Origin of the sequence: Proteus alimentorum (genome assembly GCF_002607735.1) — a bacterium.
GTDB lineage: Bacteria > Pseudomonadota > Gammaproteobacteria > Enterobacterales > Enterobacteriaceae > Proteus > Proteus alimentorum.
In genome coordinates this window covers 204,250-216,854 of record NZ_NBVR01000024.1, presented here as the reverse complement: position 1 = coordinate 216,854, position 12,605 = coordinate 204,250, and the positions used below count along the sequence as shown (strand labels likewise).

The window sequence follows — 12,605 nt, the reverse complement described above, 5'->3', positions numbered from 1 at the left end:
TTAATTATTTAGTAACCACGATATTCTCTTTTGTTGGGTCAACATGGATCATCCCCAAACTATCACTTGAAAAACGCTCTACTCGGCTATGATCTGCCAGTGCATTTTCTTCAAGAATGAGATTGCGCCATTCGATCTCCAATACGTTTTTCTCCAGCACTAAACGCTCTTTCTCTGCTGTCAATAAACGTGTCTTATGTGCTGTCGTTACGACATACACCGCAGAAATAATCACAGCAATCAGTAAACATACAGGTAATTTGCCATGACGCAGTAAATCCTGCCCTATAACTCCTGGTAGTGAGTGTCGTTCAGTAGACATTTATTCCTCAATACGTTGTGCTACACGCAATACAGAGCTTCGAGCCCGTGGATTTTCTTCAACTTCTACGCCTGTCGGTTTCATCTTGTGAATACTCGATAAGCGAGCACTTCCTAACACTTTTATCTGCGCTTCTGTGAGAGGAATACCCGCAGGAACAACAGGCCCCTTGCTCTCATCTCGAATAAAACGCTTCACTAATCGGTCTTCCAAGGAATGGAAACTAATTACAGATAAACGTCCTGCGGGTGCTAAAACAGAAACCGCACCTTTTAATGCTTTTTCAATTTCATCTAATTCGCTATTGATATAGATGCGAATTGCCTGAAAACTGCGTGTTGCGGGGTGCTTATGTCGCTCTTTTACTGGGCTTGCATCGCTAATTAAATCAGCCAATTGCTTAGTTCGAGTCAAAGGCTCTTCTGTTTTGTTACGTGCAACAATGGCGCGAGCAATACGCTTAGCAAAGCGTTCTTCACCAAATGTTTTTAGTACCCATGTGATGTCGTCTTCTGCTGCTGTCATCAGCCATTGTGCGGCTGATTGCCCTGATGTTGGGTCCATACGCATATCAAGAGGCCCATCGCGCATAAAAGAGAAGCCGCGTTCAGGATCATCAAGTTGAGGAGAAGAAACACCTAAATCCAGTAATACGCCGTCAATTTTTCCAGCTAAACCAAGCTCATTAACATACTGTTCAATATCTGAAAAAGGCCCATGAATAATAGAAAATCGAGCATCATCAATTTCATTAGCAACAGCGATGGCTTGTGGATCTCGGTCTATTGCAATCAAGCGACCTTGTTCACCCAATTGCGATAAAATTAGACGAGAGTGACCTCCGCGGCCAAATGTTCCGTCGATATAAATACCTGAAGGTTTAATATTCAGGCCATTCACTGCTTCATCCAGCAATACACTGGTATGACTAAAATTATTTGTTGTCATTATTTAAAGTGATAAATCCAATAGTCGTGTCGATAACGGTTCCTGTGAGGTTTGCTCGGCTACAATGTCTTGTTCGATCTGTTTGTACCAGACCTGTTCATCCCACAATTCAAACTTATTGAATTGACCGACTAACATGACCTCTTTTGTTAGCCCCGCATGCTGTCTTAGCGTGCTAGCTAACAAAAGACGTCCTGCGCTATCCATTTGGCATTCGCTGGCGTGACCTAATAACAAACGTTGGACTCGACGTTCCGCAGGGTTCATGGAGGACAAAGCCGCTAATTTTAACTCAATCTTTTCCCATTCTGGAAGGGTATAAAGCAATAAACATGGCTGATTGAGATCAATGGTACAAACCATTTGACCTTCAGAAATCTCACTCAGCGTTGTTCGATAACGGGAAGGAACTGTTATTCGCCCTTTGCTGTCAAGATTAACGAGTGTTGCTCCACGAAACATCCTCATTACCCCCAGCCCTGTAATTTACACCACATTATCCCACAAATCCCCACAAATAGAGTTTACGGATGGTATGAAAACGTTGTCAAGCCAGATATAGGAAGCTTTATTTATATTTACAGTAATTTTATAGGCACACCGAAATGTTTAAATTATCGACAAAAAGGAAAAGAGAAATATTAACACTATGATTAATAGAGGTTATTTTTCAAATTTTATTTTTAATCACGAAAAGTAATTATTTATAGCGATTACAAGGAAGAATTCCAGATAAAGAAATCATAATGAGTAAATCATGATTTTTATTATAAAAAACTAATTTATTGCAGTTCATTTACCTTTAGCCAACATAATAATTTGAGGTTAATTTTATATAAATAAAAATAGTAAGACGAAAAAAAATAATTCAATATCATGAAGATAGTTATTTATTTTTTTCTTAAGTTTCCCAAAACAAAATTAATTACTTATTAAATTTAAGCAATATCACTTATGGGTATGTCAAAATTTAATCTACTAACTTAATAAAACGAGAGAAATAGTAAAAAAAGTCTTAAGATTAATCTCAAATTTAATATTCTCTAAGCAATTCGACATTCTTCAATCAAATAAAACATCCCCGTTTTAATTTAATAAAACAGGGATGAGTATAAATGCAAATAATTACCAACAGAGTGACATCAATTAACGTGCACGTCCCAAACTACCTCGGCGGCATAAATCACGACGAATACGTGTAATTCCTGCTTGGGGTTTTTGTTCTTCTTCAAGACTCGCAAGAACAAGTTCTAATACACGTTCTGCAATATCACGATGTCGTTGAGCGACAGATAAAACCGGACATTCAAGGAAATCCAATAATTCATGATCACCAAAAGTCGCAATAACCAATTGCGTTGGTAAACGACCACTACGTTGTAATGTCACATCCATAACCCCTTGTAGTAAAGCAAAAGAGGTCGTGAATAACGCATCAGGCATTGGATTGTTATTTAACCATTCAGAAAAAGCAGCCGCAGCAGCTTCTCGTTCATAGCTATTAGCATATAGGTAGGTGACTTCTCTAGGATCATCTTTCCATACATTACGGAAACCTTGTTCACGTAAAAAACTCACAGAAAGTTCAGGAAGTGCGCCTAAATAGAGTACAGATTGCGAAGGAAATGCTTTTAATTCTGTTGCCAGCATTTTGGCATCTTCTAAGTCATCACCAACAACACTGATAAAATGTTCACTTTCTAATGCTCGGTCTAACGCAATAATCGGTAATGAGCGATTTGCCCAACGCTGATAGAAAGGATGCTCTGGTGGCAATGCTGTTGAAACAATAATGGCATCAACTTGACGTTGCAGTAAGTGCTCAACACAACGAATTTCGTTGTCTGGTTGGTCTTCTGAACAGGCGATCAGTAATTGATAACCACGTTGACGCGCTTGTCGTTCAAGGTAATTTGCGATCCTGGTATAACTGGTATTTTCCAAATCAGGAATGACCAAACCAATAGAACGCGTACGACCAGCACGTAATCCCGCGGCAACAGCGTTCGGGTGGTAATTATGCTCTCTGACCACCGCCATCACTTTTTCAACAGTCTTGTCACTTACACGGTACTGTTTCGCTTTACCATTAATGACATAACTTGCTGTTGTTCGTGAAACACCAGCCAAGCGGGCGATTTCATCCAGTTTCACATTAGCCTCTTTTAATTATTAAATGTGTTATTTATTACATATTGCTATGAATTTCAGTCATCATGCTGATCTGAGTTTGTATTTTAACACAATTTACTGATAAAACCGTATGCGTCAACGTTTCCGTATATGTCTTTTATCAATTATTTCAATCATCGTTATCTATCAATAAGTAATTTCAAAAGAAAAAAGCACCCTATAGATGCTTTTTCATCAATGAAAATTAATCTTGATACATTAATTCGATTTCATTTCGGTAGCGTTCAAAAATGATTTTACGGCGAAGTTTCAATGTTGGTGTTAATTCACCCGATTCCATTGAAAAGCCTTCAGCAAGAAGAGTAAAGCGCTTAACTTGATGAAAACTTGCAAAGTTTTTTTGCATTTCACGTAAACGTTCATCAAATAGCTCTTTAATTTTAGTATGACGCAGTAATTCCATACGATCTTGATATTTTAAATTTAATGCACGCGCGTGTTCTTCTAATGCATCAAAACAAGGTACGATAAGTGCAGAAACAAATTTACGTGTATCTGCGATCACCGCAATATGCTCAATAAAGCGGTCTTGTCCTAATGTTCCTTCGATCATTTGTGGCGCAATGTATTTACCATTTGACGTTTTCATTAAATCTTTTAAACGTTCCGTGATAAATAACATGCCATCACTATCAAGTGCGCCTGCGTCTCCAGTGCGTAACCATCCATCTTCGGTAAAAGCGGCCGCCGTATCTTCAGGCTTATTGAAATACCCTTTCATGACAATGCTGCCACGTACTTGGATTTCGTTTTCTGCACCAATACGCACTTCAACGCCCGGCAATGGCGTACCAATAGAACCTAACTTATATTTGTTATCTTCCCAACATGAAACTGTGGCGCAGGTTTCTGTCATACCATAGCCATATTTAATATTAATACCGACAGCTAAGAAGAAGCGGATCACTGCATCATCTAAACGAGCCCCTGCCGCGGGTAAAAAACGAACTCGGCCACCTAAGATTTGACGCAATGGATTTAACACTTTTTTATCTGCAAAGCGATAACATAAGCGGGAAATAAAGCCCAGTTGACGCTGATTCAGTTGTGCTTCACGCTGTTTTTCACCCTGTTTTATCGCCCATTTAAAGATAAATTGACGAAACACTGAAGCTTGAGACACTTTATCTTGAATAGCGCTATACACTTTTTCATAAAAGCGAGGAACAGCACACATCACAGTAGGTTTAACTGCACTCATTGCCTCTCTGACAGCATGAGTGTCTGTTAAATACACGTTAACCGCGCCTGTGTGCATCACATAGAAGCTCCACGCGCGTTCAAAAACGTGAGAAAGAGGTAAAAAACAGAGCGAAACATCTTTATCAGATAATGAGAGACGCTCATCATGTAGATAAAGCTGTGATGCCAGACTTGTATAGTCAAGCATAACGCCTTTAGGCTCACCTGTGGTTCCTGATGTATAAATCAGCGTAAACAGATCATCTAAACTGCATTCATTAATACGTTGTTTTAATACGTCATCATGCTGAAATTGCAACGAGTTAATTAAATTTTCCAGATAACATGACGGTATATTTTCGTTTAACACAACATCGGAGTTAAACACAATAATATGTTCAAGCTGAGGGCATAACGCTAATAATTCAGAAACAATATCGTATTGCTTTTGGTCGCCAACAAAAAGAATGCGAATATTCGCATCATTTAAAATGTAAGCGGCTTGTTCAACACTGCTTGTTGCATAAAGAGGAACAGTTACTGCACGTAGTTGCAAAGAAGCAATATCAGCCAAAGTCCAATCAATGGTGTTTTGAGAAAAGATCCCAATGTTTTCTTGAACATTCACACCCATTTCTAACAATGCATTTGAGAGTGCGTGTGTTTTCTTTTCAACTAACGCCCATGACATTTCAATATTGCGCTTAGCATCCCACTGACGATAAGCAATTTTATTCCTGCTGTGCAAAAACTGCATCTGCAATCTTCTAATTATATGATAATCATGAAGATTATTATTAGTTATCATAATTTTCCTGCTATTTATGGAAAAGCGACCGTGATATGAAATCGAAATGGAGAAAATGCCTCTCTTACAATTTCAGCTTACACATGTTCGCTGACTCGAATAAAAGTCTAAGTGATCCACCAAAATAAAGGAATTCAATTTTACATAAATTTGTAAAATTGTGAGTTATGAAAAGTTTTGTCAGAAAAGGCTATCTCATTACAGTGAGAAAAATAAATATTATGATCTTATTTTTTATGGAAAGCCGAAAAGAAAAGCGGATAAATAACAATAGGTAATTGTCATAACTTAATCAATGACAATATAAAAAGGAGATATTATTGCAAAAAAATAGGTTTAACAAAGTAATAACACGAATAAGAGTCATTATTACAAAGAAAGGGCAAAAATAGTGACAGTAACCCAATTTAGTTTACCTAACTGCATAAACACCATTTTGGTCATTAGCCGAATAACTAACGTTATCTGCCACTATTTCTGCATAATTAGTAATAAATACTAATTATGAGCAAAAACACTCTAGTTTTGACAAACTTTACTTAATAAATTTCTCATCCATAAGTGGCCTTTATCACGCGCTGTTGACTCATGCCAGATCAAGTAACATGGACGATCTGTTTTTTCCCAAGGTAACGACACTGCTTTAATATCTAATTGCTCAGAATAATTCTCAACTAACCATCTCGGTGCAATAGCGACCAAATAAGTTCTAGATACAATATTTAATACACTATTTAAATCTGTCCCTTGATAAGTGATTAAATCTTCTAAATGAGTATTTTTATAATAAAGCGTACTAAATGAACCAATATCATCTAAAGAAACAATGGAATGTTGCTCATTTAATAACATTTCTTGAGTCACACTCTCTTTAATACGAGGATGTTTATTAGAAACAACCAAAACAACTTCGTCATTAAATAGTGGTTGTGAATGAAATTCAGACTTTTCAAATTCCTTATAGCTAATAAAGAATTCAACTTCTTGATATTTTAATTGGTGTTCTATATTGCTATTTAAATAAGACTTAATATTAACGTTAATATTTGGTGTTTCATTCTCAATTTGTTCAACTATTTTGGGAGCTAGTTTTATATCTAGAGGACTACAAATAGATAAATTAAATATACGCTCACTTTGTTCTGGTTCAAATCCTGCTCCGGGAAGCTCGTTATGAACTAATTGTAAAGCTTGTCTTACTGGACCAAAAAGTTGTTTAGCTCTTAATGTAGGTTGAATACCGCGTCCATAGCGAACAAATAATTCGTCATTAAACATAACTTTAAGGCGAGATACAGCATTACTTACTGCGGGTTGTGACATGCCCAATACTTGTGCAGCACGGGTAACATTTTGCATTTGCATAACAGCATCAAATACCGTTAATAAATTAAGATCAACATTACGTAAATGCATATCTGTTGATTCTCTGGTGGTAACTGTTGCTGATGTGTAATCCGTCATTTCTTACTCCACTATGTTATCATAATAGCTAAATAAATATTATTAACAGAGATATTGTTAATAATAGATAGACCTTAACTATTACTTAAACTATTTATTAAAATTTATTATTCATCATCCATGCATATAACTAACCACATAAGTTTGATATCAATAAAAAAACATATTTCATATAAATAATGAAATTTGACATTAAAATTACATGTATAGAAAATGATTATATCAATATATTTTACAACCTGTTTTATCTTCTGCCTTGCAAATAATAAAACAAAGTATGATAAAAATCATAATAAAATAATGTACTTTCATTCCTAAAATAGGTATTCAATATCTATTATCTTTTATAATACAATGATTTTTATTCTTACATTCAAAACGTTGCTCTCATTTATCAATCATCTCCTCCCTAACACCCTCTTTTTTCCCTATCAACCGGCTGATCAAAAAAACAGCAAACAATTGTTTAATTTTTCATTTCACTCTTTTTTAAACAACGTATGGAACATTAACCCAATCAATGAATGCTTGATAGTTATAATCATTAGTAAAAATTTAGATATTAGTCAGAATCACTATAAAAAATTTATAGATAACATTGATAAATGAATTAATAAATTCCAATGCTTGACATCTTTATTGGTATTAGGTATCAATAAATACAGATTATTGAGAACTTATCTAAGGATGTTTCATGTTAAACGCAATTTTACTATCAAGCCTACTACTACTCGCAATTTTTATGCGCGGTCGGCTTATGGGTAAAAAGTGAAACACACCTGCCCTTAGAGAGAAAACCCGCGCTAGTCGCGGGTTTTTTTATACCTGGGAGAGCGCAAACAGCAAATAAAAAGAGTAAGGAACAGATTATGAGCAATGACGTGATTATTTTTGATACCACATTAAGAGATGGCGAACAAGCATTGCAGGCGAGCTTAAGCGTAAAAGAGAAGTTACAAATTGCTTACGCTTTAGAACGTTTAGGTGTGGATATCATTGAAGCGGGCTTTCCTGTTTCTTCTCCTGGTGATTTTGAATCCGTACAAACCATTGCACGCGAAATCAAAAATAGCCGTATTTGTGCATTAGCTCGCTGTGTTGATAACGATATTGATGTTGCAGCAGAATCTTTAAACGTCGCAGAGGCTTTTCGTATCCACGTATTCTTGGCAACCTCGGCATTGCATGCTGAACATAAATTGAAGAAATCATTCGAAGATATTATTGAAATGGGCGTGAACTCAATAAAACGAGCTCGTCGCTATACCGATGATGTGGAGTTTTCTTGCGAAGATGCAGGCCGTACTCATATCGATAATTTATGTCGAATTGTTGAAAGCGCCATTAATGCTGGCGCAACCACCATTAATATTCCAGATACTGTAGGTTATACAACGCCTTATCAGTTTGGTGGCATTATCACCAACTTGTTTGAGCGAGTTCCCAATATTGATAAAGCTATTATTTCTGTTCACTGTCATGACGATTTGGGCATGGCGGTCGCGAACTCAATTACCGCAGTACAAGCAGGTGCAAGACAAGTAGAAGGAACCATTAATGGCTTAGGTGAGCGAGCAGGTAACTGCGCATTAGAAGAAGTCATTATGGCAATAAAAGTCCGTGAACAAATGATGAATGTTCAGACGCGGATTAATCACAAAGAAATTTATCGTACCAGTCAATTAGTCAGCCAATTATGTAATACGCCAATTCATGCTAATAAATCTGTTGTTGGCTCCAATGCATTCGCGCATTCATCAGGTATTCACCAAGATGGCGTTTTGAAGAACCGAGAAACCTACGAAATCATGACGCCGGAATCGATCGGATTAAAAGAAGTGCAATTGAATTTAACTTCTCGCTCAGGTCGTGCTGCAGTTAAACACCGCATGGAAGAGATGGGTTATCGCGAAACAGATTATAACTTGGATACTTTATATTCTGCTTTCTTACGTTTGGCTGATAAGAAAGGCCAAGTCTTTGATTATGATTTGGAAGCTTTGGCATTTATGGGACAACAGCAACAAGAGCCTGATGAGTTTGTAATGAATTATTTTAATACTCAATCTGGCTCATCAACCGTTGCTACGGCAAGTGTCAGCATTACTCATGGTGATAAAGAAATTACTGAAGCGGCAACGGGAAATGGTCCCGTCGATGCGGTTTATCAAGCTATCTCTCGCGCAACAGGTTATCCATTGAAATTAGTCACTTACCAATTAACCGCTAAAGGTGAAGGCCGAGATGCCTTAGGTCAAGTTGATATCGTCGTTGAATATCAAGGACGTAAATTTCATGGAATGGGTTTAGAAACTGACATCGTAGGTTCATCAGCAAATGCCATGATCCACGTTATTAATAGCATTTGGCGCTCAGAGCAAGTCGAAATAGAAAAACGCAAACAACATACAACACAAGAAGCGATTTAATTATGTCAAAAAATTATCATATTGCAGTATTACCCGGAGATGGTATTGGCCCTGAAGTCATGGCTCAAGCACAAAAAGTGATGAAGGCCGTTAGTGAGCGCTTCTCACTCAATATCACAACAAAAGAATACGATATCGGTGGCATTGCCATTGATAATCATGGCACTCCGTTGCCCGCAGCTACCTTAGCCGGTTGTGAACAAGCTGATGCGATTTTATTTGGTTCTGTCGGTGGACCTAAATGGGAACATTTACCCGCAAATGAACAGCCAGAGCGCGGTGCTTTATTGCCATTACGCAAGCATTTTAAATTGTTCTGTAATTTACGCCCTGCTCGCTTATATGAAGGTTTAGAAGCCTACTGTCCATTACGCGCTGATATTGCACAGCGTGGTTTTGATATTTTATGTGTACGTGAATTAACAGGCGGTATCTATTTCGGACAGCCTAAAGGTCGTGAAGGTGAAGGCGCACAAGAGCGTGCTTTTGATACTGAAATTTATCATCGTTATGAGATTGAACGTATTGCACGCTTTGCGTTTGAATCGGCACGTAAGCGCCGCCATAAAGTAACCTCAATTGATAAAGCTAACGTATTACAAAGCTCTATTTTATGGCGTGAAGTTGTCACAGGGATCGCAAAAGAATACCCAGATGTTGAAATCCAACATATGTATATCGATAACGCAACAATGCAGTTAATTAAAGATCCATCTCAGTTTGATGTGTTGCTGTGCTCCAATATTTTTGGCGATATTTTATCTGATGAATGCGCCATGATCACCGGTTCTATGGGAATGTTACCCTCTGCCAGTGTTAACGAAGAACGCTTTGGTTTATATGAACCCGCAGGCGGTTCAGCCCCTGATATCGCAGGTAAAAACATCGCCAACCCTATTGCACAAATTCTGTCTGCGGCACTGTTATTACGTTATAGCTTTAATGAAGATAATGCAGCTCAAGCCATTGAAGAGGCTATCACACAAGTATTAGCAAAAGGCTATCGCACCGCAGATTTAGCGGGTGATGGTAACGCAATCACAACCGCCGAAATGGGTGATCGTATCGCTCAATTTATTCACGAAGGGGCATAACATGGGTAAAACATTATATCAAAAAATTTATGATGCACATGTTGTCAGAGAAGTGAGTGATGAAACACCCATTTTGTATATCGATCGACATTTAGTGCATGAAGTAACATCACCTCAAGCCTTTGATGGATTAAGAACAAAAGGCCGCCCTGTTCGTCAACCGAATAAAACCTTTGCAACGATGGATCACAACGTATCAACACGAACTAAAGACATTAATGCTTGTGGTGATATGGCAAGAATTCAAATGCAAGAGTTGATGAAAAATTGCCAAGAATTTGGTGTCACGCTGTATGACTTAAACCATCCTTATCAAGGAATTGTTCACGTAATGGGACCAGAGCAAGGCTTAACCTTACCGGGAATGACGATTGTTTGCGGTGATTCACATACGGCAACTCATGGTGCTTTTGGTTCATTAGCTTTCGGGATCGGTACTTCAGAAGTTGAACATGTTTTAGCAACTCAGACCTTAAAACAGTCTCGAGCTAAAACATTAAAAATCGAAGTTCAAGGTAAAACAGCCATTGGGATCACAGCAAAAGATATCGTATTAGCCATTATCGGCAAATTAGGCAGCGCAGGTGGTACAGGCTATATCGTTGAATTTACAGGCGAAGCTATTGAAGCCTTAAGCATGGAAGGTCGAATGACCTTATGTAACATGGCGATTGAGATGGGCGCTAAAGCGGGTTTAGTCGCACCTGATGACACCACTTTTGACTACTTAAAAGGGCGTCAATTTGCGCCCACAGGTCAATCATGGGATGAAGCCGTCACTTATTGGAGAACCTTAAAGTCTGATAATGATGCAATTTTCGATGCCACCGTCACTATTAATGCAGCAGAGATTGCACCACAAGTCACATGGGGTACCAACCCAGGGCAAGTTATTGCGATTGATCAAATAGTCCCATTATTAAATAGCTTTAATGATCCCGTGGAACGCGCTTCTGCTGAAAAAGCCTTGGCGTATATGGGATTAAGTGAAGGTGTTAACTTAACGGATGTCGCTATCGATAAAGTCTTTATTGGCTCTTGTACAAACTCTCGTATTGAAGATTTACGAGCTGCTGCTGAAATTGCAAAAGGCCATAAAGTTGCGTCTCATGTTCAAGCGATAGTGGTTCCGGGATCAGGGCCGGTTAAAGCCCAAGCGGAGGCTGAAGGCTTAGATAAAATCTTTATTGAAGCAGGTTTTGAATGGCGCTTACCGGGCTGTTCAATGTGTTTAGCCATGAATAACGACCGATTAAATCCGGGTGAGCGCTGCGCATCCACCAGCAACCGTAACTTTGAAGGCCGCCAAGGTCGTGGTGGTCGAACACACTTAGTCAGCCCTGCAATGGCAGCAGCGGCTGCGATTAATGGTCATTTTGCAGACATTCGTACATTTGCAGTGGCATCTTAAAGGAGAACATGATGAATAAATTTACTCAACACACGGGTATTGCGGTTCCTTTAGATGCGGCAAATGTGGATACCGACGCCATTATTCCTAAGCAATTTTTGCAGAAAGTAACGCGCACTGGCTTTGGTAAACACCTGTTTCATGATTGGCGTTTTTTGGATGATGAAGGCACTCAGCCTAATCCTGCATTTATTTTAAATCAGCCAGTTTACCAAGGTGCTTCTATTTTATTAGCACGAGAAAACTTTGGTTGTGGATCATCTCGTGAACACGCACCATGGGCATTAACTGATTATGGTTTTCACGCCGTTATCGCCCCCAGTTTTGCTGATATTTTTTACGGGAATTCATTTAACAATCAATTATTGCCAATCAAATTAAGTGATGATGAAGTCTCACAATTATTTGATTGCGTAAAAGAACATGCTGGTACCCCCATTACCGTAGATTTAGTCGCACAAGAGGTCAGAGCGGGTGAATTACATTTCTCTTTTGAAATCGACACATTTCGCCGCCATTGCATGATTGAAGGATTAGACAGCATTGGATTAACGCTACAACACCAAGATGATATTAGTGCTTACGAGGCCAAACAACCCGCCTTTATGCGCTAACTCAAACAAATTTTCACCTTCTTCTACTTTCTGTGATGTTTACTTTGTCATTCTTGCCGTAAATTCGTTTACGGCTTTTTTTTACGCCAACAAAACGATTCCTATAAATAACCCATAAAAAAGCCAGTGATTAATCATCA

General features: G+C 38.2%; 10 protein-coding genes. 4 read left to right on the top strand and 6 right to left on the bottom strand.

Annotated elements, in window-relative coordinates:
* Window positions 1-4: 4 nt before the first annotated feature.
* The 6 genes from ftsL to leuO form a co-directional block, all read right to left on the bottom strand.
* On the bottom strand, window positions 5-322 hold the full coding sequence (gene ftsL / locus B6258_RS07895; protein ID WP_023581490.1) for a cell division protein FtsL: 318 nt from the start codon (window positions 320-322) through the stop codon (window positions 5-7).
* Entirely contained in the window at window positions 323-1,270 is a 948-nt protein-coding gene (rsmH, locus tag B6258_RS07890; protein WP_099074798.1) for a 16S rRNA (cytosine(1402)-N(4))-methyltransferase RsmH, read from the bottom strand.
* A 3-nt stretch (window positions 1,271-1,273) separates the two neighbouring features.
* Entirely contained in the window at window positions 1,274-1,732 is a 459-nt protein-coding gene (gene mraZ, locus B6258_RS07885) for a division/cell wall cluster transcriptional repressor MraZ (RefSeq protein ID WP_069367686.1), read from the bottom strand.
* 684 nt (window positions 1,733-2,416) lie between these two features.
* The gene (cra, locus tag B6258_RS07880; protein ID WP_075670767.1) at window positions 2,417-3,424 is read right to left on the bottom strand and encodes a catabolite repressor/activator; all 1,008 of its coding nucleotides are present in this window, start codon (window positions 3,422-3,424) and stop codon (window positions 2,417-2,419) included.
* Between the two features lie 223 nt (window positions 3,425-3,647).
* Entirely contained in the window at window positions 3,648-5,453 is a 1,806-nt protein-coding gene (locus B6258_RS07875) for an AMP-dependent synthetase/ligase (RefSeq protein WP_099074797.1), read from the bottom strand.
* A 519-nt stretch (window positions 5,454-5,972) separates the two neighbouring features.
* Window positions 5,973-6,917 carry a transcriptional regulator LeuO gene (gene leuO, locus B6258_RS07870; RefSeq protein ID WP_099074796.1) on the bottom strand — a complete coding sequence of 315 codons (945 nt, stop codon included), beginning with the start codon at window positions 6,915-6,917 and terminating at the stop codon, window positions 5,973-5,975.
* Window positions 6,918-7,786: 869 nt separating this feature from the next.
* Between leuO and leuA the strand changes: the two genes are divergently transcribed.
* Genes leuA through leuD form a run of 4 tightly spaced genes read left to right on the top strand, consistent with a single transcriptional unit; the run spans window position 7,787 to window position 12,465 of the window.
* The gene (leuA, locus tag B6258_RS07860) at window positions 7,787-9,346 is read left to right on the top strand and encodes a 2-isopropylmalate synthase (RefSeq protein ID WP_099074795.1); all 1,560 of its coding nucleotides are present in this window, start codon (window positions 7,787-7,789) and stop codon (window positions 9,344-9,346) included.
* A gap of 2 nt (window positions 9,347-9,348) precedes the next feature.
* A complete protein-coding gene (leuB, locus tag B6258_RS07855) occupies window positions 9,349-10,440 on the top strand; it encodes a 3-isopropylmalate dehydrogenase (RefSeq protein ID WP_099074794.1) in 1,092 nt (363 codons plus the stop codon).
* 1 nt (window position 10,441) lies between these two features.
* Window positions 10,442-11,851 (top strand): 3-isopropylmalate dehydratase large subunit, encoded by a 1,410-nt coding sequence (gene leuC / locus B6258_RS07850; RefSeq protein ID WP_099074793.1) that lies wholly within the window; start codon window positions 10,442-10,444, stop codon window positions 11,849-11,851.
* Window positions 11,852-11,859: 8 nt separating this feature from the next.
* A complete protein-coding gene (gene leuD / locus B6258_RS07845; protein ID WP_099074792.1) occupies window positions 11,860-12,465 on the top strand; it encodes a 3-isopropylmalate dehydratase small subunit in 606 nt (201 codons plus the stop codon).
* Window positions 12,466-12,605: the final 140 nt, after the last annotated feature.

Excerpts from the sequence above, each read along its gene's own strand:
- ftsL (WP_023581490.1), bottom strand. The coding sequence starts at position 322 with ATGTCTACTGAACGACACTCACTACCAGGAGTTATAGGGCAGGATTTA.
- rsmH (WP_099074798.1), bottom strand. The coding sequence starts at position 1,270 with ATGACAACAAATAATTTTAGTCATACCAGTGTATTGCTGGATGAAGCA.
- mraZ (WP_069367686.1), bottom strand. The coding sequence starts at position 1,732 with ATGTTTCGTGGAGCAACACTCGTTAATCTTGACAGCAAAGGGCGAATA.
- B6258_RS07875 (WP_099074797.1), bottom strand. The coding sequence starts at position 5,453 with ATGATAACTAATAATAATCTTCATGATTATCATATAATTAGAAGATTG.
- leuO (WP_099074796.1), bottom strand. The coding sequence starts at position 6,917 with ATGACGGATTACACATCAGCAACAGTTACCACCAGAGAATCAACAGAT.
- leuA (WP_099074795.1), top strand. The coding sequence starts at position 7,787 with ATGAGCAATGACGTGATTATTTTTGATACCACATTAAGAGATGGCGAA.
- leuB (WP_099074794.1), top strand. The coding sequence starts at position 9,349 with ATGTCAAAAAATTATCATATTGCAGTATTACCCGGAGATGGTATTGGC.
- leuC (WP_099074793.1), top strand. The coding sequence starts at position 10,442 with ATGGGTAAAACATTATATCAAAAAATTTATGATGCACATGTTGTCAGA.
- leuD (WP_099074792.1), top strand. The coding sequence starts at position 11,860 with ATGATGAATAAATTTACTCAACACACGGGTATTGCGGTTCCTTTAGAT.